This window comes from Leptolyngbya sp. FACHB-541, assembly GCF_014695875.1.
Taxonomy (GTDB): domain Bacteria; phylum Cyanobacteriota; class Cyanobacteriia; order Elainellales; family Elainellaceae; genus JAAUTN01.
Map to the genome: position 1 here is coordinate 75,343 of NZ_JACJPC010000015.1, position 21,224 is coordinate 96,566.

Here is a 21,224-nt window from a genome sequence, read left to right on the forward strand (position 1 = left end):
CCTAGACAATTAAACGGGTATAGGGAACGCAGGAAAATTTTAGACCGTTCGATTTTTTCCCGCCAAAATTCAGAACTTAGCTAGGGCAAAAAGTACGGGGAATTTCAAGCGGTTTATCTTGCTCCGTCAAGTTTCCCAGATTCAAAGCACAAGCTTGTTTTGATTGCTCAGTCAAAGTTCAAACCTTTACCCAGCAAGGATTCTAGGAAATGTGTTGACTTTTCATCTAAAATCCGTTTAGATAGTTGACATGGGGGAACGAGAAACACCTCACACCGAACCTTGAAAACTTAATAACGTATATCGCACGCAGCACAAAACTCCTTCTGTGACGTTTACAGGGATGCTTGGGCTAGGACGCGAAAACCCGCGCTAGTTTAGCGTTTAAGGATTTTTCCCTAGTAGGTTTAGCGTTCTAGGGAAGGTTCGATTCCTTCCCATCCCATCCCCATTTTGGGGAATTAAACCGTTCACTAATTTTCTGGAGTAATCACGATCATGGCAACTGCTAAAACTGCTGCTAAATCTGCTAACACTGCTAACACTGCAACTGTTAAAACTGCTGAAACTAAAGCGGCTAAAACTGCTGAAACTAAAGCGGCTAAAACGGATGCATCTAAGCAGCCTAGCGCTACTGCTGATTCATCTTACGATGGCGAACTGAAAAAGATTGACTACGATTTAATTCAAAACAATCCTGATCAGCCTCGCAAGAAGTTCGATAGTGACTACATCAGAGAATTGGCTCAATCCATCTCTGAGGTAGGCTTGCTGCAAGAAATCATCGTAGTGCAAAGAAACGATCATTACATGATCGTAGCGGGTGAGTGCAGATGGCGAGCGATCGGAATGCTGATGACTGGAGGTGACGATCATCAATTTGATGATGGTGTACCTTGCAAGGTAGTTCAGTTAACCGATGAAGAAATTCTCGTGTTTGCAATTATCGAAAATATGCAAAGACGAGATATCTCAAAGTATGAGGAAGCGGTAGCCTTTGGCGAACTTCGCGACCGATACAAGCTAACCATTGATCAAATTGCTAGACGGCTAGGCATCAAACAATCTCACCGCGTTCGCGATCGCTTGCTGCTACTCAAACTGACGGTTGATGAGCGCAAAGAAATTGAGACGAAAAAAGTCCACAAGGACGGTAAGGTTGTTAAAAAGAATGATGAGCCTGTTGAATCTCATCTCAACTGGGATCATGCCTTCTATATCGCTCAATTAGAGGGTGATCAGCGACAGCAATATATCAAAATTGCTAGGGCTGGTAAGGCATCTTCCCTCTCACAAACTAAGACACTGTTTACAAACGTTAAGAAGAAAGCCGAGACGGCCCGAGTTGATCAAGGTTCAATCGAAGGTGCAAGCCTTGGAATTGATCCGGTACTGGCCAAAGATGTAGCCAAGTTCCTCAAAGCGACCGAGACGATGGGCACTTTAATGAGTGAGCTATCATCAATTGACGCTGAGGAATTCAACAAAATTCTGGCTGCTTTAACCTCAAAACAGCTTGATGAGCAACGGATCATCTTTGACGGCATTCGCAAGAGTGCTGAGGAAATGAGGAATTCTATGCGGAATCAAATAACTGTTAAGGCTTTAGAGGAAGACAGGGACGCTGAAACTAAATCTAAACCTCCAGCTAAACCTCCAGCTAAAACTCAGGCTAAAACTCAGGCTAAAACTCAAAACAAAGTAGCCTAGCGCTAATTAGGGAAGTGTTCTCACTTCCCTAGCGATCGCCAATAAGGAACACAAGTTTAACTTGTGGCTGGGTTCAATTCCCAGCGATCGCATCCCATTTATGGGAGTGTTAAACCCTTCACTGGAGTTAAAAGCGATCGCCAATAAGGAACACAAGTTTAACTTGTGGCTGGGTTCAATTCCCAGCGATCGCATCCCATTTATGGGAACTAAAAACCGTTCACAGGAGTAAAGCTATGGGTTTGCGGAATCAGATCATTTCTCATTTGAGTTTATCCGATGAGGGTGGGATTTCCGATGCCAGGGCAGAATGGCTTGAGCGAGTAATTGAGGAGTATTCCAAGATATTACAAAACGCTCAAGAGAACATTGATCCGGCTATTTTAGAGCGGGCCATGTTCTATGCGGTATGGGGCGATAAGTGTAAATCGTTTCCAGTTTTACCACCCCCATCTGAGCCAGTAAATTACCGTGAATTAACCTGGTTTGATTGCGTAGCAAACGATCAAATTTACAATTTTTTCCAGGAAATTACCTGTAATTTTGAGTACGTTCATCCAACAGAAAGCGAAATAAAACGCATGATTCATATGCTATTTGTGACCTTTCGAGCGTTGGATCTAGTACATGAGAATGGACATGATGAAGATCTCATGTGGTGCAGTAGCGTACTTTTTCATGAATGGATGAGCAATGCTTTAGACATGGAAGAGTATGACCAATTCAGACGAAAATTACTCTCTGAATTAATGCCTTTTATTTCTGACGATGGAAAACAGCTTGACAAACTAATGAAGGAATTGCTTCCTGCATCTCATGGGAATATAGATCCCATCGTGGCATCTATCCATCCTGATGGATGGGAATATGTGGATCGATATCGGCTAGAACTAATTGAATTAGCCGCAAAGAAAGAGGGGTTAAAGCATACCATTTTGTATCTAGAAAACTTAAATCATCCTCATGGGGGGTTCTTTCCTGAGTTATCCCCATTCTGTGACCTATAGCGATCGCCAATAAGGAACACTAACTAGTTTAGTGGCCGGGTTCAATTCCCGGCGATCGCATCCCATTTATGGGAAGTATAAACCGTTCACGCTAGGGAGTTAACAAAGATGCTACGCGATCAAATAGTTGAATATTTGGCGGCCCAACATGGCAGTAGAGCTAGTTGGGTTCAACAGATGGCTGATGAGTATCTTAAACTCGAACCAACACATCAAACTATTAACCCTGTGACGCTAGACATGGCGGCCCATAGGATTCGATGGAGGGATAAGGTTGGATCGGTTCCGATAGTTCCTCCTCCATCTGAGCCATTAGAATCTATCAACTATCGCGCTTTATCGTGGTTTGATTGTGTTCAAAACAATCAAATTGAGGCTTTCTTCAAGGAAATTGAGTACAACTTTGAATACAGATATCCTTCTGGAGAATGCAGAAAGCGTATGCTTCACATGACGTTTGTAATTCTTCAAGCGTTTGACCAATTGAACGATGAAACTAACAGTAGTTTAATCTTTCACGATTGGATGCAACATACTATTTCTGACGATGACTACAAGCGGTATATGGGGAATATCGTTAAAAATCTCAAACCCTATGCCAATACCGCTCGATTAGATGAGATCTTGCAAAGCTTGAATCCTGTATCAGCCGATCGAATAGATGGAATGATAGCAGCTATTCATCCACAAGGGTGGCAATATGTTGACCGCTATCGATTAGAGTTAATCGAACTTGCTGAGAAGCAGGAAGGGGCATTGGTTGACGTTATCACGGCGATCGAATATCTCCACCATGAACATTTTTCTGACTTGAGTTGTGAGTGCCCTATTGATATCTAACGCGATCGCTAATAAGGAACACTAACTAGTTTAGTGGCCGGGTTCAATTCCCGGCGATCGCATCCCATTTATGGGAACTTTCAAAACCGTTCACTGGAGTAAATTTATGCTATTGCAGATTGTGAGGCTTGATACATCAACCGACAATGGACAGTTGTTCTATCGGTACAACAGGCACCTTACATGGGTAATTCTCTGGCAATCGCTAGATCACAGGGAATTTTACCTGGAATATGAGCAACAATATGACGACATTGAATGGGAAAGATTGGGCAAGTGTTTAGCCCAAAATGATCACTTGCAAGAGATGCGTTTTCGCTAAGCGATCGCCACTAGGAACGCTAGTTTAGGCTAGCGGCGGGGTTCAAATCCCCGCGATCGCCTCCCCAGTCGGGGAACATTAACCGTTCACTAAGGATTGATATGACTAACAATATTGCTGCTGCGGGTGAGCCAATCATCGTCACCTGTGGAGGGTTCTTTGCGACCCTACCCACTGGGCATCAGTTGAGGATCGATTGCCTGGGGCCACGTCGGTTTAGAGCGGTTATCGCTCAGGCTAACGGAAGCTTCCCAGTCAGGGCGATCGCCCATGAAGGTGTTACGATCTTCGATTTCTATCGGGATGCAACCAACGTAGCCCAGCTATTTTTGGTTGCGGCTCAGTCGGGCGAGATCAGCCCAGAATGGTTTGAGTTTGATGGGGTTGAACCTCCAGAGAACTTCTGTTTTAGGCTTGAGCAAGCGATCGCTGAGGCGATCATGCGACATTACTACCATCAGCCTGACCCGCAAGAATTATGCTCTATCAAGACACTAGGGCAAGCCTTTGAGTATTTGAATATCTCTCACTGGTTGCGTACAGGGGAATTTGTGTTTTCAAAGCTGGGCGTATTGCCTGCTAACCCAGCAGCATTTACAGAGGATCAACAAAAGTATCCTCATGAGGATTTGCTAGTAGCCATTGAGCATCAACTTGAGATCGAAGGCTTCAAAGCTGGCTCAATTTGGGAGCCAGCCGTTTACCGGGATGTCGTCGCGTGGCTAGCTAATGAGTTTTGCGTCCCAGCGGGGGCGATCGCTGTGCTGTAATTTAGTGGGGCTGAATTACCCTCGGCCCCACTCATACTAGATCTAACGGTCGGGGACTCCCCGACCGTTTTTTTGTGCCTATTTTCGGCTCACGTCAGGGATACTTTTACCCCATTTTCCAATTGGAAAATGGGGGATCTCACATTTGACTTCAGATGTAAGTTGTGCTAAAATATACCTATGGTATAAGTTTGTGTTTGGCTTGGCTCAGATGGGATCAAGTGTTGTTGCCGTCAAGCTTGGCTAGCCTGCTTTACCCCAAAGATCGTTCGTTTAATTGTAAACGCGATCGCCAAACCAGTTCACTAAGAGAGAAAAACAATGCGTAAAACACCTTCTAACTTGAGCGGTCAAATTCCTGGAATTCCTGTGTGGGATTGGAAGGAAAACCCGATTAACACCTTTCATCTGCTTGAGGAAGCGGTATTCCTATTTGGGCAGCATAAGACCCCCCCAACATGGGAAAACCGAAACGATCGCCCAGAAAGCCCACAAGATTATGTGATTGCTTGGAGCGATTCCGGGCGTTACATCGGTCGCGCAAAAGCCTGGTATAAGAAGACAGATAACGGCTTGTTGTGCCTAAGTGAGCCTGTTCCGACAAGTGAACATGAATATTGGAATCAACTAGACCTTGGATCTGTTCCGCAGGAAGTTGCTGCAATGGTAGAGAACTATCATGCTGGACACATCAGCGTGTGGGTTTCAACCCTCGTAGATGTCTTGGAAATTTCTGATTTTCCAGACAATATGTTTGCTAGAGAACGGGCGCTAAGTTTTTCTTCAGAAGGAACATTGCTGTTCAAATGGGGAAATCATGTTCGTGCGTTTAAGCCTATTGGGTGCCGGGGGTATCAAGGCAGTGGATGGGAAGGTGTAGCACGTAAGCCCAATTTTCCTCGCGGGTTGAATTATGAACCCGCTAAACCATATCCACGCTCAAAGTCTGCTGTGCCTGTGACGTGAGCCTCAATGCCAGCAAACGCGATCGCTCAACCAGTTCACTACCAACCATTAAGCTAAGCTGAGAACAATGCAAGTAATCTACGAAAAAACAGAGCTTGGTTTGCGCCCCTGGCGAGTGGGCGAAAGTATTTCACCTGAGTATGAGGTTTTGTCCTCGCACTGTGAGGGACGGGATGCGTTCCGTCGAAATGATGCAGGCGGTACAGAGCCAACTAGTGACCCGTGCCCGTTCATCTATTACAAAGACGGTGAGGATGTTTGCCGACTGGAACTAGATTTGCTCAAGTGTCGCTATGCCACTACTGAGGAATTAGCCGCCGCTAAAACTCAGAAACAGTGGGTTGAACCTGGGTTGAAATTTCGCCTGAAACTAGATGTAGAGGGTGAACCCTTTCAACTGGTGTGGGCACAATCTCTGACTGAGAATCCAGGAGGGTAGGCATCTAAAGTATTCATAAAAAGGGGTGGAGCAATTGCTCCACCCCTTTTTTGTGGGGCTGTCTAAATACCTCACCATTTGACTTCATATCTAAAATGTGATATAATAGTAAATAATAGGGAGGTTGTGTATCGCATGGAGAAAGTTATCTGTATCAGCCGCGATTGTGCCTTGGGTGTGGGTGTCACGCTTGAGGGCGATCGCTACGTCCACGTTGCCAGAAGGCAACCCATCCCGGAAGGGATCAGCTATCCCCCAGAGGGCTTTGCCTGTCCACTGGAGGGGCTGACAGGGCTTGTTCTGTGGCGTTACTGGACAGATGAGGAGCGCTGGTATCGTGCCGGGGCTGAGGCGACTGCCTCTTTTGCCCGTCGCAATCAGAAGGCGACTCCTACCGCAAATGGGCGTGAGCCAGTATCACCCTATTTGCAGTGGTTTCCTTACGGCTGCGACCCGAACGAATGGGATGCAAACCAGCCGCTGTCAAAGCCTCATGTGCCCAAAGCAGCGCAGTTGCCGCCCCAACGACCGCAGCCGGTGCGATCGCTCCCACCGCTTGAGATCTTGCCGCCTAACCCAAACGCGGCTGCTCAAGTGGAGGAGCAACTAACCCTTCCTATTTGACTGGTTCAACTTGTTAACCCCGCCCATCTGCCCTGAGAAAGCTGGGGCGGGATTGTCCTCGGAGGACGTTCTTATGATACGCAGACAGTTGCTCAAAGCGATCGCCGCTTTGAGTGCTTCAACGATGTTTTGGGGCTTGCCTGCTATGGCGCAAGCTCCGCATGGTGCCCCGCATGGCGCACCTTTTGAGGAACCCCCACCACCTCCACCCCCACTAGTTCGCGACCGGGACCGACCCGTTTACCCAGGTGATAGAGATCTTCGCCACTGCGAGGGACACGCCTATGGGGGCGCTTGCACTCAAGGCGTAGTGGAGCAGGAGCAGGATGAGCGATCGCCTGATTCTCGCAATCAGCAAGACGGTCAGCGGGAACGAAACTAGCAATCCAATTGGAAAACGAGGTGTTTTATGAGTGATTTAGAGCTTACAAACTCGCAAAGATTTGAGATGAAGGGGGATATCCTGACTTATCAGGAACCCTCTGAGTGGACTGTCCAGGAACTAACAGATGACTGGATTGATGCATGGGCACCCGGAAAAATTTTGGTGTATCGGGTATTAGCCCGACACGCCGATGGGACAGGCAGGGGAAGGCGCGGCTTGCTGTTTAGCCCAGAAAACCAGGAATACAGCGATCGCTTCCTGGAATGCGATTGGGGCAAGTATGAGGTGGAGTTGCTTACCCATCCTGACGAGCCGGAGGTGTGCTACGTCAAGCGGGTTTTAGCCCGTCCAGATGTTGAGGATCTGTACGACCTCACAGGGCGAATCACGCTGATCACCTATCAGGACAAGTTGATTGAGAATGACCAGCCCTACACCACTAGAACGCTCTATTTTGGGCGTTCAGTCAGGCTGAGTTCATTTGCCCCTAAGCGCTGGTTCTGGAGCATAGAGTTAACCCTCAAAGGTTCTTCAATAACTCGACATTTAAGCTTTCGAGGTTACGGGGAGATCGACTGGGAGGAACCTCATCCCCATACCTCTTTTACTATGGCTCTCGGCAAAATTCATTTCGACTTCTTTAGAGGGCGAGAGATTTTGTTTGATGACGCAAAATCCCTGTTCCCATCCAGAGAAAAGTATGGGCTGAAAATTCAGCGCATTCTGTAACGCTCACCCCATTCGGTTGAGTCCGACCCTCTCCGAATGGGTTTTGTTCACTAACCGTTCACTAGGAGACTCATGACACAAGAGCCATCAAACCAGCAATATCGCTGGTTAGACGATCTGGACTATGCTGCCCAATTGCAGCAAATACCCCATCTGAACCGTACCAGGGCGCAGTTGGAGGAAAGGACGATTCGCTCTATGACCAATCGCCTCACGGATGCTCGCGCAGATGTGGAGATGCTAGAGCTTCGACTGAAGGATGCTCAAAAGCAATATTCGGTTGATTCAGACCAATGCCTATTTCTGCAACGGGATCTAAATGACTTGAGGCAGACCGTTGACTACTGGGAGTTTCACCTTCATAAAGCGGGCTGCGTTGCTTACGATCGCAACTCATTCCAGGTTGGGGATTGGGTAAAGCACAAATCCGGCTGCTGGGGACCAGTTGTGAAAGTCAACCGGAAGACTCTCACAATCCAGAACACCTATGATGCTCCCGGTCAAACGGGGAATCGAATAGTGAAGCTTCAATACCGCTGGAAGTTCAGCGAAATTTCTGCATTTAAACCTGCGGCAGAAGTAGCTGAGATCGATGCCCAATACGCCCAATACCGGGAGGAGATCGCCCATGCCTCCACGTAAGTCTGCTAGTTCAAAGCCCAGTCAACCTAGAAGACGCAAAGCTAAACCCAAGCTCGACCCCGTAGAAGAGGGTTTGCGGCGGCTAGAAAGCCTCGATGCTGACGTGCAAGAGGTGGAAGAGGTACAACCGCAAACACAACGGAGTAAGCCAATCAGATTGGAGGCTGAAAAAGTTGTTTTAGAGGTTGACCCCTTTGAGCTTGGTATAGCTCTGGTCAATGCAGTTTGGAAAATATTTTCTGGTCGTTAACCATTCACTAGGAGAACCATGAAACGAATCTTCCGCAAACCATTTTATGCAATGTTGCAGTGGCTCATAGCGCTGCACTTCAGAAAGGGGCGTGACTACGACACGATCGATCAGGCGTACACCCTGGCATCAAATCTGCATTGGCAGTTACGCCGCCTATACACCTTTCATTTTGGCAGTGAAGCACCCATTAGTCCGGCAAGAGTAAAGGCTGTTATCAGCAATGCCAACACCCAAAGACGACTAGAAGTATCCAAGTTTGTGAGTGATTGGCGGCTAGATTCGCGCAATCCTCAAAACAAATTTGAGGATATCTGGTCTGAAGAAACCCTGAGCAGATATGGGAGGTTTTAGTAGTGATCTCACAAGTGATGGAAAGTGCAAATTGCGAGAAACGCCCTCCAAACGTTGAGTTGTGGGTAGCAGGCGAAGATTCATGGCTAATTCTGCCTGAACTTAACCTGTGCTTCAGCAAGGGGAAAGGGTTTGAGCAGATCCCCTACGAACAAGCGATCGCTGGCAAACGCCGCGCAATCATCCCCAATGAACACATGGACGACTTTTTTGCTCACCTGGTCGCGCTCTGCGATCAGGCGCAGCAGATTGTTAGAGCGGTTGACCTCGCTTTTACGAACATCGGCGGCGTTGTTCGTGATTTCTACAGTGAGGGGCACTTGCAACTTTTAGGCAGTGCCGAACTGCTGATGATTGCTTGTGATGGGTTGGGATTGTATCCCAGTCATCCCAGTCAGAACTACCCGCTGAAGATCGATTTTACGCGGGTGATTCAAGACATTATGGCGGCTCAGTACGTGAAAATTCACGACACGGTGATTGATAATATCGTCCTCCAACGCAATCCAGACGGTTCAATCCCAAGGGATGTTCTGGAGCAGGAAGTGAGGCGCTTCGCCATGCGTGAATGCTTCACCATCACCGAAGCTGATGAAGCTGTTCGAGTAGCGCTAGGAATTGAAGGCTATAAAGCCTAATTGCATCCCTAAACGGGATAAACAGGGCTTCATTTATCCCGTTTAGGGCTTAAACCGTTCAGTAATTGGAGAAAACTGTGATTCTAATTTGGCAAAGACCCGACCTAGAAAACCTTTCTGTCGTTGATGTTCACGGCAAGACGGTAAGTGAAGTGTTTGACGAACTCACTTCAATTATTGAAGTGCTGCAAATTCCCGCTGAACTGGTGAAAGTTCGCAATTACGAGGTGGGCATCACCTGGAAGCATCTATTAGATGGGTTTGGCGTAGCCATAGGAACAGGAAGGGATGAGATGATTCCCCGCCACAAGTGGATAGCTTGCTTCCCGGTCACGGGCGGCAGCGAGGGGCACTACATTCACATCGACCTCATAAGCTTCGACGGCAACGGAAACCAAACAACCAAACCGTTGTTTGTGGCAAAGACCTTTGAGGGCTGGGATGTGGCAGCGGTGTTCGCTGCACTCTGCGGCAGAATTCTACTGGCTTAAGGAGAACTAGATGAGTTATTTGGAAGGGGGGCGATCGCCTCCCGTGTTCACCTGTTTTCTGTTTTCAAACCGTTCACTTTTGGAGAAATGAGATGAGTAACATTGAGCAGTTTACCGATTCCTCTGAACAAGTCTTCCAAAGCATTTTGCTTTTAGCGGCTGACAGCCCAGAGGCTTTGCGTTCCGTAGACGTAGACCGAGTTATGGAGGCAGCAGAAGAACAAGACTGCCTGACCGATTTTCGCAACTGGCTGCTGTCTTTCAAGCTGAAAGAACACACGAAAGCCAACATTGATAACTGGGTTAGCTAGATGACCATTTCTCAAAACCGTTCACTAATTGGAGTTGGAGTAAATTCATGACTTGGTTCAAACTTGACGGAATTATCACCCACAAAGACAAGGGCGCTGTTTGGAAAGACTCTCTCATTGTGCAAGCTGCCACTGAAGCGGCTGCACGGGAGAAGGCGATCGCCCAGATGATGCAGAGAGAACCATCCTGGGATGAAGACTTTGAAGAAGCTAAAATTGCATCTTGCACCCCGCTTCAATCTCGCCTCATGTCCTGCGATGTGGGATTGGAGGAGCTAGTCACGATTACGATCGATGCTCCAGTTGTTGAGGGTGAAATTCACCTTGCCTCTGCCAAAGAAAGATTGCTGGAGATTGCACCAGCATTGCTAAGGCAGTTTATTGGCGAAACCGATGATCTTACCCTTAGAAGGGGAGTATGGTTTGAGGCAGACCCCGACGCAGCGGCTGAAGCTCCTAGCACTGTGCAGATCTTTCACCTACCTGGGTTATCAATTACCCATGAGGATGTGTGGGATGCGGGTTACGACTTCTATGGGCTGTCTCATGAGCAGATGCAGGCGATCGCCCAGCAAGCGGCTGAGCGAATCGACCCGCGTTTCATGAAGGAGTTAATAGAACGGGCTTGCACTGAGCTTAAGATCCCTGAACGAGACTACATTGGCAACATCGGCACAGACCGCTACTGGCTGGTGTATGAGGCGACATCTGTAGCGCTGGGTGTTCACTCCTTTGAGCTAAAGGTAGTGCATATTCCAACCGGAAAAGCGAGGAATGCAACCTGGATGCTGATCAAACTTTTCCTTCAGCAGCAGGAAGATCAACCAGGGCAACTTGTTGATGAGTTGTGGCGGTTTCCGTCGCCGCAGGTTCACCGATGGATGCGTTATTTCAAAGAGATTGATTCCTACGCTCTATCTCGACTGGAAGAGACGATGGATAAAGACCTTGGGGTTAATCCTCGACTCTGGCAACCAATTGGAGATGACCAGGATCTTCTGGTTCTGTACCAGGACTCGAACGGTCATCGCTCCGATCGCTAGCCAATAACTCTCTAACCCAGTTTTGCTCTGGCTCACTCAGTTGAGCTAGAGCAAGATTGAAAACTTCCTCACCCAGAAAGTGATAAGCATCTCCAATTTCAGTTGGGGTGTTTCCTTGGCGCAAAAGTTTCACACACTTGCGTACCAACGCTTGCTGGGTGGGAAGTTCAAACGGGGCACTACCCCAAGATCGCTTGATAACTTGTTCTACCTTCTTTTTTGCCACAGGTAAACCTATGTCAATTGCATTCCAACTAGACTTTGCCGGGAATGAAACACCAGTTATTCCCGGCAGACGCAGACGGCAACCGCCAAAACTTGAATTGCCTCAACCCTGGCTCAAAAGTCAGCGCTTCACCCTACTTGGGGAAGTTGAGATGAAATGTACGTACTCTCGCCCGGAACTGCTGAAATCTGACTACTCGAAGGAGTGGTATTGGGAAATGGCGCTGAAATTCTACCACCCCCAATTGAAGGATGGGGAGCTAGCGATCGCCATCTATCCAGATTGGGCTGAGGGATGGGAAGACCCGATCCTACTAGCAGAGCGGCTGTCACGCTGGTTGCTTCCCCAAACCTTTGAGTTTCAGGTTGGCTATCACACAGCCAATGTTCTGTTCAAAGGTTGGGACATCAGCCTCGTGTTCGTGTTGCGGGGGGAGAGCATTAGTGAGACAGGCTACTACCATCATCATGCCTACAGTACGACCTGGCGGAAGTGGCGATCGCCCCAGTTGTACGCCGAAAATCTGACCACTGCAAGGTATCTAGAATTGCTCAATTCACTCAAGAATAGGAGAGGTTAATCATGCCCAAGAAGAAAGGTTCTGTTGAAAATGTTGAGCAACAGGCTTTGCTGTTGCCCTCCGAAGAATCCCAAGATCGGGTTATATCTTCTGATAAAACCGACTTGGACAAAACAAAGAGAATGCTGCAAATGATGATCAGAATGCGACTGGATAAAGAGTTTGCGGCTGTTCTGATTGAACAGGTACTTCCGCTAAGCGTCGATCAACTGCGCTATCTGGTTGGGCCTGTTGTGGTGCATCGAAATGGTTGGTCAGATACCATTCCTGAATGGCTGGTGTTCGCAGCTTATGAAGATCGCCTCAATGTCATCTTTGAGGAGTGCCAAACCGGAAAGATTACAGGGCTAGCCGCTCCAGCCGATATGCTGGCGGCAATGTATCCAGCTTCGATGGAAGCCCCTATGCATCATGACTGGTGTGAACTTTACTTTTATTTGGGAGGTGATGTTTTACCTCGGTTTGGCAAGATAGAAAGCACTGAAGCTTTCTTCAAACACATTGGGCACGATTATCGCCCACCAACGCTTAGGGAAGTTCGTCAGGATTACGACTTCCTATCAAGAGATGTGCGGCGGAAGGTTGCTAACGCTGCAAAAGACAGGGGGTTTGGCGTAATTAAACGCCAATCTAAAGCTAAACCAAAAGCAGAAACCACCCCTCGCGCCGAAGCTCAAACCCTTGAGTGTGACGTGGTTCAGACCAGCTTCAACCTCTTCAACATTTGACTTCAAATGTACTTTATGGTATAATATTAATAGTGGGAATAGACCCACTATTAACCGTTCACTTTTACTAAGGATTAGCTATGTTCATCGAAATGAAAGCTAAAGATCTCGCTACTGGTTTGGGGGTACTCAAAGACGGGATTCCGCGCAACCCAACCCATCCTTCTCTCGGCAACTTCCATGTCTCCGTAACTGAGAAGGGTTTGATGACTGTCACCGCTTACAACCTGCGAACCGCGATAATGTGGCGCAAGCAGTTGACCCGTTTTCGTCCGGGTTCTGTTTGCTTGGCGCTAGGAGATAGTGCAAAAGATTTGGTTGAGTTTCTAGCTGGATTGGTAGGGACAGTAGAGATCCGCGTAGACAACTGGGAGGAGGAACTTAACCCTACCGCATTTATCAAGTGCGGTACGTTTCAGACGAGGCTCAAGAGCCGCAACCATGACGAATTCCCAAGAGTAAATTTCATCGGGGATGACGATAAGAAGGCTGCAACCGTTCACTTTCAGGATAGTGAGTTTGCTGATGTATTCATTCCCAAATATGCAGTCAGCAAGGACGAGACAAAACAAATACTGCTAGGGGTAAACCTCGAAGTTATCTCTGATGGAAAAGTTACGGCTGCTGCAACTGACGGGCACCGTTTAGCTGTCCAGGAATATACGCTCTCTGCCGAGCCGCTGGGAGTGCCTAAGTCTGGGCTAGCTTTCACGATCGACGCTAAGGCGATCGCTTCAGCAGAGAAAATGCTCAAAGTCTCGAAAAAGACGAAGCTATCAATTAAAGTCGGCAGGGCAGCAAGCGGGGAGTTATCCATCAAGATTCCGCAGTATGAGATTTACTGCGGGGACTACATTCTGATTGGTAGCCCAATTGAAGGGCAATATCCCAACTACAGGAACCTCATCCCTGCTGTTGAAAAAATGTCGTTCTCATGGGTGGTAGACAAAACCCTGTTTGCTACAGCCCTAGCTGGACTTGATCATATTGCTTCTCACGGTTCATCAACGGTCAGGTGCATTGGCTTCGCTGATGGGCTATCTCTTGTGGGTACATCTGACCTTGTAGGGACTGGCAAGCAATTTGTTCCGATTGAAGAGTTTAAAGACAACTCTTCTTCAGCACCTCCGAGCCTACAGGCGAAAGAGTTGCCGCCAGGAGCCAAAGTTGTTTTTGGCGCAGATATCTCATACCTGAAACAGGCTGTAATTGCCGTTTCAAGTGCAGGCGCAAAATCTCAGAATGTGGTGCTTTATTCACAAGGTAAAAAGACCCCAATTCTGTTTACCTCACCAGACTACTTGGGTTCAGCCTTGGTCATGCCAGTTGAGTTCAAGGGCGAGGAACTTCCTGATGTGGAGGATTTACCTCCCGTTGATGAGGATTCAATCATCGAACTAGATGGAGAAGAGGATGAGGATTCGGATGATTCTGAGTTTGAATCAGATGAAGAATTTGAATCAGACGAAGAAGAGGATGAGGATTCTGACCCCTTAGAGGAGGAATCCGAAGAGGAAGAGGAGCTTCCCCATAAACCAGCAGAGGGGCAAATCGAAATTGCGGAGGATACCCAGCTAGGCATCCTCGACACACCTCCCGCAACGGACGAGGCAGAGGCAGAGGCGATCGCCTCCCCTAAGCCAGAACCCCAGCCAGAGCAGCCAGCCGCCAAACCCAAGCGGCAGTACAAATCTCGTAAGAAAGCTGCAACTGTATAACCCTTAGCTAGTCAGGTAGGCATTGCCTACCTGACCCGTTGTTTTGTTTAACCGTTCACTACCGGAGTTTTACCATGCTGATTGATATTTGCAATGCAAAAATTTGTGGTGTTCGTGGAGTTGACCATCGAACAGCTTACCGAAATGTGAGCAAGCGCCTGCCTCCAACCGCTGACGCTGTGTTTGTTAAAGATGCCCTTGCCCAGTCGGGCTGGGTTCGGATTACAAAGACCAACTGTTTTGTTCGCTACTTCCAAGATTTAGATATGGCAATCGTTGACCAGTTTGATGCGATCGCCTATGTGGGTAAGTGCAACCCAACTCGCCTGCTCGTAAAACAGGTTGATGTTGCAGAACTATTGAGCCGATTCTCCAACGTAGTTTTTACCGATCTCGATGGATTGCAGATTCCGAACCTAATCGCGATCGAGGTTCGCAGAGTGAGGAAAAACGGCATTCAGCCTCAGTTATTTGAGAACGGTGTGCAGAGCTACCAATGGTGGCAGTACAGGGAATACGGCAACCAGTAATCAGGCTGGCTGGGGAGTTCAATGCTCCCCAATGTCATCCCCAATTTGGGGAAATCGTACAACTCAAAACTGAGGAATTATGACTGACTATCCAACGATGGAACAACTGCAAGAGGGCGGCAAAGTAATCAAAACCGCTTACTCCCAAATTGCTTCGCTAGACCTTGCAAAGGAGAGCTTAGCCTATGTGCAAAGTGCCCCGACTTACCAGGGAAAACCGAAATTCCCCAATGCCTGCATTGTCAGGGAGGGCGATTGTTACAACATCGCTTACGAAGACATTGAGTATGAACCCTGGAACCCAACGGGTAAGCCTAAACTTGACCGCACTATCAACATACACTGTGCTGCGATCGGTTCACGCTATGACGGCATAACTCGCTTTGATGGGCACACGCTCAGAAGCGCGGATGCCTTGCACAAAAACCTAGACTCATCTTTCAAATATATCGAGGGATGGGGTGATGGGGCTTATCGCGTGATCTGGCTCAGCGACGAGTTGATGGCTGAAGCAAGTTTCTGCGAAGGTGACATCTCTGTTTACGTGGCTGACAACCTCGATGCCTACGCCCAGATTATCAGGGAATCAATGCAGTGCTACACCCTAAACAAGGAAGGGGGTTGGGTTTCGATTCCTGAGTCGCTAAAGATTGCCCAATCGGTTATTGACCAGATGCCGCAAGATTGGCGGCAAAGAAGGCTTCAAAATCTGGACACCGACGAAGTTATCGCCCGAAGCTTTTCGGCTGATGAGCTTTGGCTTGCAGCAGAAAAGTTTTTTGAGGAAAAACCTGGCGATTATCTCAGGTTGGACGCAGGGGGCAGCTCCACTACCTTCAGCAAGCAGACATTGGAGCGTCCAGGCTATCGAGATACTTTCAATTCTTTCTTCTCATAGGAGTGCAAAATGTTTCCATTCACACCCGAAAAATTGCAGGAGTGGCGCGGTCAGCTTATCGATGCCCTCCAGGTAGACAAGTTCCATTCGTGGCTGCTTGACCAGCCTCCCACCAGGATTGTGGGAGTATCCAGAACATCGTGTGGATGCCCCATACAAACCTATCTAGCCGAGGTTTTGCCTTGGCTGGATGCAGAGGTAGGGGCGCATCAAATCTACACTTTCTTTCCCCGTAAAGTGCATCCGTTGCAGGCTCAACTGGAGATGTACTATATGCTCTCCGACCATGAGGCTTATGGGATACCGCCCGTTCCAGAATGGGTAACGCTGTTTGTGAATGAGCTGGATACCCAATTCAAAAACCTTATGGGGGGAAGTCGGCACGTTACCGCTTTTGAAGCGTTAGAAGCTTTGGAAGCGATCGCGCCCTACCCAACAGTTGAAGAAGTGATGGCTCAGCGCAAAATCAAACAAGCCTGCATCGCCATTCCCTCAATACTAGGGGCGATGAACGTTATAGGTGGGCTGAGAGCAGCCACTTATCAACAAAGACCCAAATATCCCAACATCCAAATTGTGCGCCAAGGACGCGGCTACAACGTTGTTTATGATGACGTTGAGCCAGAACCTTGGAACCCAACGGGTGAGCCAAGACTAGACCAAACCATAAACGAGTTTTGCGGGGAACTTAGGCTGTCAGATCGCGGTACGACCATATACGAGGGGCGATGCGATCGCGGCTCGAATGTGTTCATGCGTTCCCTGGACGATTCTTTTGGTGAAATTGGCGGCTGGGGTGATGCGTACCGCTGTGTGTGGCTGAGTGAGGCGCTAAACGCCGCTGCTACCTACTGCGAGGATGACATCTCTGTTGAGGTTGCGGCTGACCCGCAGGGCTATGAGCGCATTGTGCAATCAGCGATGCAATGTTACACGATTGAGCCAGATAGTTGGGTTCAAATTCCCAAATCATTGCCGCTAACCCAGTCAATCGTTGACGCAATGCCGCAGGAGTGGCGGCAAGTAAAGCTCAGGGCTAACTTCCGTGAAATTATTGCCAGAGGGCTAGATCCCGATGAGTTTTGGGCAATCATTCAAAAGTGGTTTGAGGAGAACCCTCACGGTACTCTCCAGCTCATCCCTGGCGATGGTGGAAGGCTTAACTTTGCCAAAAGTGCCTTTGAACAGCCCACTTTTCGGGCTGAATTTGATCGCATATTCAAAGCTGAGGAGGAGGAATAGAAATGCTGCCCTTCTCAAACGAGGATATTCAACTGTGGCGCGGTCAGCTTATTGATGCCCTCCAGCCCGAAAAATTCCGTAGCTGGCTGCTGCGGCATGGCGCTGGTGAGATTGTGGGACTAGCAGGAGGGGTTTGCACTTGCCCATTACATTGCTATCTAGCAGAGGTTTTGCCCTGGCTGGATGCAAGTGTGGGGAAGTGGCAAATTAACACTTTTTTCCCTTTCAAACTCAACGAATCTCATCACGCATTGCAGCTTTATTACTTTGCAGACTTTGACAAATATCCGCCCGTTCCGCAATGGGTAACGCTGTTTGTTGGGGACTTGGATAGCCAGTATGGACACGATCCTGTCACGGCTTCACAAGCCCTAGCTGTTCTAGATTCGATCGCACAAACCGTAACCGTTCACTGAGGACAAAACAATGGCTGACAAATTCTACCAAACGACCGTAGAAGTAAAAGTTCTATCTGATCGCCCAATCAGTAACCTCAATCTCGTCCAGATTGCTCACAGCGGAGACTTAATCGGTACGGTTGAATTCCAACCAGCGAACGAAGTTCCGCCTGAAACAATGGCGAAGTTGCTGGAAAAAAGGAATTACGATCGAACATTCCTTTTGGGTGCTGATTGCACTCCCGATCAGCGTCACATTGCGGTTGAGTATGACATCAACCATTGGGGCGGAGACTATTCCGATGTAGGCATGACAACCTACATTCCAGCCGATCTAATTGCTGGACGTTTTGGGGATAACGTTGAAACAGCTTTTAGCTGGTGGACAGGGCTACAGCCTGTCCACATAGTCCGGATAGATCAAAGCGGGTATTTCACGGCTGACGGTGAGCCGTTTGAGGAAGATGAAGAAACGGAAGCCGAGGAGATAGGACTCACTCAGCTATTCCTACAAGTTACTTGCAACAACGATTTAGTAGAGGGCATAATGCTACCTCTACAGCGGCTGCTCCAGCAAATCGTGATGGTTAAATTTCCTCCCTACTTTGACTCGCACGGGTACAACATAGAGGCGATGCGGGAGCAGGGAGAGGCGATGAACGACGTTAGGGATTACCTCCAATTCCTGATTCGCAACTATAGCCTAAATGGGCGATACCTCAACCTGGGACGTGCTAACGGAGAAAAGTTGTTCCTGTCGGGAAACACAATCAACTACAGCTCAGTGGTTGAAACCAACGCGGAATGGCAACCCTTAGCCGACTACATTGAAGCGACCTATGAGGTTAAGAGCGTTCGAGCGTTTGACGTACTGCATCTCGCATCTGGGGGGCAAGCCAGTCGTGAATGATGACTTGGAGCAAAACAGGCTGCTGGTAGAGAGGGCGATCGCCAGAGCTACCACAGTAGAAAACATCAACCCCGATCTGACCCCTCAACAAGTGGCTGAAGTTGTGATCATCCTGTCAGACAAACTGACAGTTGCAGTTAGGCAAATTGAGCAGCTTCAGAAAACTGTTAATGAGTTTCGCGATCGACTAGAAAATTTAGAACGTGGGAGGCAGATATAAACATAATCCAGTCAGGGAAAAGGTTTCGACTCTCGCAGTTTGACAGTCTATCTAAAATAAGTTAGAGTTTGTATGTTTAGAAACCGAGATCCACCATGCTTACATCTTGTTACAAGCTGACCCCTCCAACCACTCCCGGAGCTATCTGCATTTCTCGCGGAATGCCGCGAGGAAAAAGCTATCCCCGCTATGCTGCTTTAGCTCCTGGAGCGTGGTTTAGATCAGCTTCTCAGGCGGATTATATTTCGCTCTACAACGGGATTCTAGCCGCATTGAACCCCCAAAAGGTGTGGGATGACTTACACCTTTTGGCAGTTCAGGGGACTGATCTATCTCCCGGCTCAATTGAGCCGATCGTCCTCTGCTATGAGGTGATTCCCAAAAAACACGAATCCACATTAGCAATCAATTTACCCGATGGTAGTTTTTGCCATCGACGAATGTTTGCAGAATGGATAGAAAGGGAGCTAGGACATGAGGTGAAGGAGGGGAAATATGTGCCTCCTTCACCATCAGTTCACCAGTTGAATTTGATTTGACCGTTAACCGTTCACTAAGGAGCATTATGAATATGTCTGCTATTTCACCCGCACCGCTCTACCAGACGCAGGTGAGCGTTAAGGAGCTTGAAACACTGCAAGCTTTCCTGAAAATTGATTTCCAGGAAGCTGAGATCTATGGCGATCGCTGCACACTAACGCTTGTGAGCGACCCGTTTGCGAAACTCGTTCAAGAATTACTTGATGGGATTAGAGCGAGTTCTGTATCGGTTGAAGCGAAGCTGATCAACCCGCTAGATCTGCTGGGGAAAAAAATCATGGTATATCCCCATTTCCCGAACAATGGGCTGCTGGGGGTATATCGGGATTTGGGTAGCTGGAAGCTTTCCGGCTACGTCACCGACATTACGCTAGCTGACCCTAAATTCAAAGTTCGGTTGGAGGGTGAGGTTTCCGACTGGCTTTCAGATCAACTTCCCTCAAAGGAAGGAAACGGTATTTACCTGGAAACCTACGCTAAAGAGATTTTCTTCTCTGAATCTGGGCACGAATGGCGGATTAGATCTGAAGAATATGAGGAGCATTGCCCCAGAATTTACGGGGCAAAATATGTCAGAATTACGCCTGAAAAAGTTTGGGCGATCGAGGTAACTGACGTATGAGAACCGCCGAGCCAGTTGAGCAACTTGCTCCGATACTCGAAGAATTGGAGCAACCTAACCCAGATTACAAGGCAATAACTTCCGGGTTATTTGCCTATCTGCAATTGCCTGGACTGCCGGGGCTAATTAAGGGGAAGCAAAACTGGCAGGCGATCGCCAAAGAATTGCTTGGGGCATTGGCAAGCGACCGCCACTACCAGCGCACTCAGCAGGTTCTAGCCTACCTAGATGGGCATCCCAAAGACCTAGATCAGTTGGCAGCGCTGACAGGGTTGGGGCGCACAACCGTGCATCAAACAATTCTTGCCCTCATTAAAGGGGGCTACCAGATTGAAAGGGAAACATCAGGTAACGCTGAAGGTCGCCCTACAATAGCGTTTTTCATTCAGTAGCGCTTACAAACTCAACAACCGTTCACTACAAGGGGTGAAACAAAATGATTAGAAAGGTTGACCTCATCAAACCCGCCGATGAGTTGGGGATAGTCAAAAATAATGCCTTGCAAGAATGGGCAGCGCGGGAGGCGATCGAAACCCTCTCATTCATGTGGGCTGAATGGGCAGTAACTCTATCCGAGGAAGAGTTTAAAGGCGATGTACAGCAGGTTATTTCTCATTTGGAAACCTGGCGTGATGCGGTTCTCCAGCAGGGGGTGATTCAAAAACATCCTCAAGGGGATTAGTGCAATGGATGATCTTAAACAACTTCAGGTTCAACTTAAAAAAACTGAACCTCCTCCAGACGTAATTCTGCAACCCATTATTGAACGATATGGGCAACAGCGTAGATTCTGGGGATTCCGGCTTGTAAACTGTACCGCTGATGAGGATTGGATTGTAGTTGTACGTGAATACCTGACTGGGAGTGATTTGAAGTATTGGCTTAGGGCAGTTGGGGGCACGATGCCTGAAGGGGCGATCGCTCAAGGCAAGTATGCCTCAGAGATGCTTCAGCACTTGATTGTGGCTGGTTGGACAGTTCAAACAACTGAGCCAGAGTATCTAGATAGTTTCTGGTTTGCAGATGATGACTGGGATGATTCTGACTCAGATGATTACGAGCCAATAAGCATTCACATTAAGGAGGCATAA

Annotated in this window: 33 protein-coding genes; 32 read left to right on the forward strand and 1 reads right to left on the reverse strand. The window is 48.1% G+C overall.

The genetic code is table 11. From position 1 onward, the window contains the following. The first annotated feature begins 498 nt into the window (after window positions 1–498). From H6G00_RS01750 to H6G00_RS01835, 18 genes are all read left to right on the forward strand, one after another. Window positions 499–1,710: a ParB/RepB/Spo0J family partition protein gene (locus H6G00_RS01750; RefSeq protein ID WP_190795382.1), complete on the forward strand. Its 1,212-nt coding sequence runs from the start codon at window positions 499–501 to the stop codon at window positions 1,708–1,710. Window positions 1,711–1,771: 61 nt separating this feature from the next. Further along, the gene (locus H6G00_RS01755) at window positions 1,772–1,942 is read left to right on the forward strand and encodes a hypothetical protein (protein WP_190795383.1); all 171 of its coding nucleotides are present in this window, start codon (window positions 1,772–1,774) and stop codon (window positions 1,940–1,942) included. Window positions 1,943–1,946: 4 nt separating this feature from the next. Then, window positions 1,947–2,717 (forward strand): hypothetical protein, encoded by a 771-nt coding sequence (locus H6G00_RS01760; protein WP_190795384.1) that lies wholly within the window; start codon window positions 1,947–1,949, stop codon window positions 2,715–2,717. A 108-nt stretch (window positions 2,718–2,825) separates the two neighbouring features. Further along, entirely contained in the window at window positions 2,826–3,557 is a 732-nt protein-coding gene (locus H6G00_RS01765) for a hypothetical protein (RefSeq protein WP_190795385.1), read from the forward strand. 106 nt (window positions 3,558–3,663) lie between these two features. Then, on the forward strand, window positions 3,664–3,879 hold the full coding sequence (locus H6G00_RS01770) for a hypothetical protein (protein ID WP_190795386.1): 216 nt from the start codon (window positions 3,664–3,666) through the stop codon (window positions 3,877–3,879). Window positions 3,880–3,980: 101 nt separating this feature from the next. Further along, entirely contained in the window at window positions 3,981–4,649 is a 669-nt protein-coding gene (locus tag H6G00_RS01775; RefSeq protein WP_190795387.1) for a hypothetical protein, read from the forward strand. A 321-nt stretch (window positions 4,650–4,970) separates the two neighbouring features. Beyond that, window positions 4,971–5,615 carry a hypothetical protein gene (locus tag H6G00_RS01780; protein ID WP_190795388.1) on the forward strand — a complete coding sequence of 215 codons (645 nt, stop codon included), beginning with the start codon at window positions 4,971–4,973 and terminating at the stop codon, window positions 5,613–5,615. A gap of 67 nt (window positions 5,616–5,682) precedes the next feature. Beyond that, the gene (locus H6G00_RS01785) at window positions 5,683–6,054 is read left to right on the forward strand and encodes a hypothetical protein (RefSeq protein WP_190795389.1); all 372 of its coding nucleotides are present in this window, start codon (window positions 5,683–5,685) and stop codon (window positions 6,052–6,054) included. A 135-nt stretch (window positions 6,055–6,189) separates the two neighbouring features. Further along, entirely contained in the window at window positions 6,190–6,678 is a 489-nt protein-coding gene (locus H6G00_RS01790) for a hypothetical protein (protein WP_190795390.1), read from the forward strand. A 73-nt stretch (window positions 6,679–6,751) separates the two neighbouring features. After that, entirely contained in the window at window positions 6,752–7,060 is a 309-nt protein-coding gene (locus H6G00_RS01795; RefSeq protein ID WP_190795391.1) for a hypothetical protein, read from the forward strand. 27 nt (window positions 7,061–7,087) lie between these two features. After that, the gene (locus H6G00_RS01800; protein WP_190795392.1) at window positions 7,088–7,792 is read left to right on the forward strand and encodes a hypothetical protein; all 705 of its coding nucleotides are present in this window, start codon (window positions 7,088–7,090) and stop codon (window positions 7,790–7,792) included. A gap of 72 nt (window positions 7,793–7,864) precedes the next feature. Continuing rightward, a complete protein-coding gene (locus H6G00_RS01805) occupies window positions 7,865–8,434 on the forward strand; it encodes a hypothetical protein (RefSeq protein WP_190795393.1) in 570 nt (189 codons plus the stop codon). Continuing rightward, entirely contained in the window at window positions 8,421–8,684 is a 264-nt protein-coding gene (locus H6G00_RS01810; RefSeq protein WP_190795394.1) for a hypothetical protein, read from the forward strand. Before H6G00_RS01805 ends, H6G00_RS01810 begins: the two co-directional genes overlap by 14 nt. 18 nt (window positions 8,685–8,702) lie before the next feature. After that, complete coding sequence (locus H6G00_RS01815; protein ID WP_190795395.1) at window positions 8,703–9,038, forward strand: hypothetical protein; 336 nt, start codon at window positions 8,703–8,705, stop codon at window positions 9,036–9,038. A 17-nt stretch (window positions 9,039–9,055) separates the two neighbouring features. Then, window positions 9,056–9,676: a hypothetical protein gene (locus H6G00_RS01820; RefSeq protein ID WP_190795396.1), complete on the forward strand. Its 621-nt coding sequence runs from the start codon at window positions 9,056–9,058 to the stop codon at window positions 9,674–9,676. Window positions 9,677–9,753: 77 nt separating this feature from the next. After that, window positions 9,754–10,167, forward strand: a complete 414-nt coding sequence (locus tag H6G00_RS01825; protein ID WP_190795397.1) for a hypothetical protein — start codon at window positions 9,754–9,756, stop codon at window positions 10,165–10,167. Between the two features lie 92 nt (window positions 10,168–10,259). Continuing rightward, window positions 10,260–10,478: a hypothetical protein gene (locus tag H6G00_RS01830; RefSeq protein ID WP_190795398.1), complete on the forward strand. Its 219-nt coding sequence runs from the start codon at window positions 10,260–10,262 to the stop codon at window positions 10,476–10,478. A gap of 47 nt (window positions 10,479–10,525) precedes the next feature. Next, window positions 10,526–11,521: a hypothetical protein gene (locus H6G00_RS01835; protein WP_190795399.1), complete on the forward strand. Its 996-nt coding sequence runs from the start codon at window positions 10,526–10,528 to the stop codon at window positions 11,519–11,521. Here H6G00_RS01835 and H6G00_RS01840 read toward each other — a convergent pair. Then, window positions 11,433–11,747: a hypothetical protein gene (locus H6G00_RS01840; RefSeq protein ID WP_190795400.1), complete on the reverse strand. Its 315-nt coding sequence runs from the start codon at window positions 11,745–11,747 to the stop codon at window positions 11,433–11,435. The two genes, H6G00_RS01835 and H6G00_RS01840, sit on opposite strands and share 89 nt — an antisense overlap. 10 nt (window positions 11,748–11,757) lie before the next feature. Here H6G00_RS01840 and H6G00_RS01845 point away from each other — a divergent pair, with 10 nt between their 5' ends. The 14 genes from H6G00_RS01845 (at window position 11,758) to H6G00_RS01910 (ending at window position 21,224) form a co-directional block, all read left to right on the forward strand. Then, a complete protein-coding gene (locus tag H6G00_RS01845; RefSeq protein WP_190795401.1) occupies window positions 11,758–12,327 on the forward strand; it encodes a hypothetical protein in 570 nt (189 codons plus the stop codon). Between the two features lie 2 nt (window positions 12,328–12,329). Beyond that, entirely contained in the window at window positions 12,330–13,055 is a 726-nt protein-coding gene (locus H6G00_RS01850) for a hypothetical protein (RefSeq protein ID WP_190795402.1), read from the forward strand. An 80-nt stretch (window positions 13,056–13,135) separates the two neighbouring features. After that, complete coding sequence (locus H6G00_RS01855; protein WP_190795403.1) at window positions 13,136–14,773, forward strand: DNA polymerase III subunit beta; 1,638 nt, start codon at window positions 13,136–13,138, stop codon at window positions 14,771–14,773. 74 nt (window positions 14,774–14,847) lie between these two features. Next, the gene (locus tag H6G00_RS01860; protein WP_190795404.1) at window positions 14,848–15,303 is read left to right on the forward strand and encodes a hypothetical protein; all 456 of its coding nucleotides are present in this window, start codon (window positions 14,848–14,850) and stop codon (window positions 15,301–15,303) included. 79 nt (window positions 15,304–15,382) lie between these two features. Continuing rightward, window positions 15,383–16,201 carry a hypothetical protein gene (locus H6G00_RS01865; protein WP_190795405.1) on the forward strand — a complete coding sequence of 273 codons (819 nt, stop codon included), beginning with the start codon at window positions 15,383–15,385 and terminating at the stop codon, window positions 16,199–16,201. A gap of 9 nt (window positions 16,202–16,210) precedes the next feature. Then, window positions 16,211–17,443, forward strand: coding sequence for a hypothetical protein (locus H6G00_RS01870; protein ID WP_190795406.1), 1,233 nt, complete (start codon window positions 16,211–16,213; stop codon window positions 17,441–17,443). A gap of 2 nt (window positions 17,444–17,445) precedes the next feature. Continuing rightward, window positions 17,446–17,859: a hypothetical protein gene (locus H6G00_RS01875; protein WP_190795407.1), complete on the forward strand. Its 414-nt coding sequence runs from the start codon at window positions 17,446–17,448 to the stop codon at window positions 17,857–17,859. A 10-nt stretch (window positions 17,860–17,869) separates the two neighbouring features. Further along, window positions 17,870–18,751 carry a hypothetical protein gene (locus tag H6G00_RS01880; RefSeq protein ID WP_190795408.1) on the forward strand — a complete coding sequence of 294 codons (882 nt, stop codon included), beginning with the start codon at window positions 17,870–17,872 and terminating at the stop codon, window positions 18,749–18,751. Continuing rightward, window positions 18,744–18,971 carry a hypothetical protein gene (locus H6G00_RS01885; RefSeq protein ID WP_190795409.1) on the forward strand — a complete coding sequence of 76 codons (228 nt, stop codon included), beginning with the start codon at window positions 18,744–18,746 and terminating at the stop codon, window positions 18,969–18,971. Before H6G00_RS01880 ends, H6G00_RS01885 begins: the two co-directional genes overlap by 8 nt. Before the next feature lie 95 nt (window positions 18,972–19,066). Continuing rightward, window positions 19,067–19,510 carry a hypothetical protein gene (locus H6G00_RS34560; RefSeq protein ID WP_199318262.1) on the forward strand — a complete coding sequence of 148 codons (444 nt, stop codon included), beginning with the start codon at window positions 19,067–19,069 and terminating at the stop codon, window positions 19,508–19,510. Between the two features lie 32 nt (window positions 19,511–19,542). Beyond that, entirely contained in the window at window positions 19,543–20,133 is a 591-nt protein-coding gene (locus tag H6G00_RS01895; RefSeq protein ID WP_190795410.1) for a hypothetical protein, read from the forward strand. Then, on the forward strand, window positions 20,130–20,525 hold the full coding sequence (locus tag H6G00_RS01900; RefSeq protein ID WP_190795411.1) for a helix-turn-helix domain-containing protein: 396 nt from the start codon (window positions 20,130–20,132) through the stop codon (window positions 20,523–20,525). Before H6G00_RS01895 ends, H6G00_RS01900 begins: the two co-directional genes overlap by 4 nt. 44 nt (window positions 20,526–20,569) lie before the next feature. Next, on the forward strand, window positions 20,570–20,815 hold the full coding sequence (locus tag H6G00_RS01905; protein WP_190795412.1) for a hypothetical protein: 246 nt from the start codon (window positions 20,570–20,572) through the stop codon (window positions 20,813–20,815). A gap of 4 nt (window positions 20,816–20,819) precedes the next feature. Then, complete coding sequence (locus tag H6G00_RS01910) at window positions 20,820–21,224, forward strand: hypothetical protein (RefSeq protein WP_190795413.1); 405 nt, start codon at window positions 20,820–20,822, stop codon at window positions 21,222–21,224.

What these genes read in the sequence shown, in the direction of transcription:
- H6G00_RS01750 (WP_190795382.1), top strand. Translation starts at nt 499, where the DNA reads ATGGCAACTGCTAAAACTGCTGCTAAATCTGCTAACACTGCTAACACT.
- H6G00_RS01760 (WP_190795384.1), top strand. Translation starts at nt 1,947, where the DNA reads ATGGGTTTGCGGAATCAGATCATTTCTCATTTGAGTTTATCCGATGAG.
- H6G00_RS01765 (WP_190795385.1), top strand. Translation starts at nt 2,826, where the DNA reads ATGCTACGCGATCAAATAGTTGAATATTTGGCGGCCCAACATGGCAGT.
- H6G00_RS01770 (WP_190795386.1), top strand. Translation starts at nt 3,664, where the DNA reads ATGCTATTGCAGATTGTGAGGCTTGATACATCAACCGACAATGGACAG.
- H6G00_RS01775 (WP_190795387.1), top strand. Translation starts at nt 3,981, where the DNA reads ATGACTAACAATATTGCTGCTGCGGGTGAGCCAATCATCGTCACCTGT.
- H6G00_RS01780 (WP_190795388.1), top strand. Translation starts at nt 4,971, where the DNA reads ATGCGTAAAACACCTTCTAACTTGAGCGGTCAAATTCCTGGAATTCCT.
- H6G00_RS01785 (WP_190795389.1), top strand. Translation starts at nt 5,683, where the DNA reads ATGCAAGTAATCTACGAAAAAACAGAGCTTGGTTTGCGCCCCTGGCGA.
- H6G00_RS01790 (WP_190795390.1), top strand. Translation starts at nt 6,190, where the DNA reads ATGGAGAAAGTTATCTGTATCAGCCGCGATTGTGCCTTGGGTGTGGGT.
- H6G00_RS01795 (WP_190795391.1), top strand. Translation starts at nt 6,752, where the DNA reads ATGATACGCAGACAGTTGCTCAAAGCGATCGCCGCTTTGAGTGCTTCA.
- H6G00_RS01800 (WP_190795392.1), top strand. Translation starts at nt 7,088, where the DNA reads ATGAGTGATTTAGAGCTTACAAACTCGCAAAGATTTGAGATGAAGGGG.
- H6G00_RS01805 (WP_190795393.1), top strand. Translation starts at nt 7,865, where the DNA reads ATGACACAAGAGCCATCAAACCAGCAATATCGCTGGTTAGACGATCTG.
- H6G00_RS01810 (WP_190795394.1), top strand. Translation starts at nt 8,421, where the DNA reads ATGCCTCCACGTAAGTCTGCTAGTTCAAAGCCCAGTCAACCTAGAAGA.
- H6G00_RS01815 (WP_190795395.1), top strand. Translation starts at nt 8,703, where the DNA reads ATGAAACGAATCTTCCGCAAACCATTTTATGCAATGTTGCAGTGGCTC.
- H6G00_RS01820 (WP_190795396.1), top strand. Translation starts at nt 9,056, where the DNA reads ATGGAAAGTGCAAATTGCGAGAAACGCCCTCCAAACGTTGAGTTGTGG.
- H6G00_RS01830 (WP_190795398.1), top strand. Translation starts at nt 10,260, where the DNA reads ATGAGTAACATTGAGCAGTTTACCGATTCCTCTGAACAAGTCTTCCAA.
- H6G00_RS01835 (WP_190795399.1), top strand. Translation starts at nt 10,526, where the DNA reads ATGACTTGGTTCAAACTTGACGGAATTATCACCCACAAAGACAAGGGC.
- H6G00_RS01845 (WP_190795401.1), top strand. Translation starts at nt 11,758, where the DNA reads ATGTCAATTGCATTCCAACTAGACTTTGCCGGGAATGAAACACCAGTT.
- H6G00_RS01850 (WP_190795402.1), top strand. Translation starts at nt 12,330, where the DNA reads ATGCCCAAGAAGAAAGGTTCTGTTGAAAATGTTGAGCAACAGGCTTTG.
- H6G00_RS01855 (WP_190795403.1), top strand. Translation starts at nt 13,136, where the DNA reads ATGTTCATCGAAATGAAAGCTAAAGATCTCGCTACTGGTTTGGGGGTA.
- H6G00_RS01860 (WP_190795404.1), top strand. Translation starts at nt 14,848, where the DNA reads ATGCTGATTGATATTTGCAATGCAAAAATTTGTGGTGTTCGTGGAGTT.
- H6G00_RS01865 (WP_190795405.1), top strand. Translation starts at nt 15,383, where the DNA reads ATGACTGACTATCCAACGATGGAACAACTGCAAGAGGGCGGCAAAGTA.
- H6G00_RS01870 (WP_190795406.1), top strand. Translation starts at nt 16,211, where the DNA reads ATGTTTCCATTCACACCCGAAAAATTGCAGGAGTGGCGCGGTCAGCTT.
- H6G00_RS01875 (WP_190795407.1), top strand. Translation starts at nt 17,446, where the DNA reads ATGCTGCCCTTCTCAAACGAGGATATTCAACTGTGGCGCGGTCAGCTT.
- H6G00_RS01880 (WP_190795408.1), top strand. Translation starts at nt 17,870, where the DNA reads ATGGCTGACAAATTCTACCAAACGACCGTAGAAGTAAAAGTTCTATCT.
- H6G00_RS34560 (WP_199318262.1), top strand. Translation starts at nt 19,067, where the DNA reads ATGCTTACATCTTGTTACAAGCTGACCCCTCCAACCACTCCCGGAGCT.
- H6G00_RS01895 (WP_190795410.1), top strand. Translation starts at nt 19,543, where the DNA reads ATGTCTGCTATTTCACCCGCACCGCTCTACCAGACGCAGGTGAGCGTT.
- H6G00_RS01900 (WP_190795411.1), top strand. Translation starts at nt 20,130, where the DNA reads ATGAGAACCGCCGAGCCAGTTGAGCAACTTGCTCCGATACTCGAAGAA.
- H6G00_RS01905 (WP_190795412.1), top strand. Translation starts at nt 20,570, where the DNA reads ATGATTAGAAAGGTTGACCTCATCAAACCCGCCGATGAGTTGGGGATA.
- H6G00_RS01910 (WP_190795413.1), top strand. Translation starts at nt 20,820, where the DNA reads ATGGATGATCTTAAACAACTTCAGGTTCAACTTAAAAAAACTGAACCT.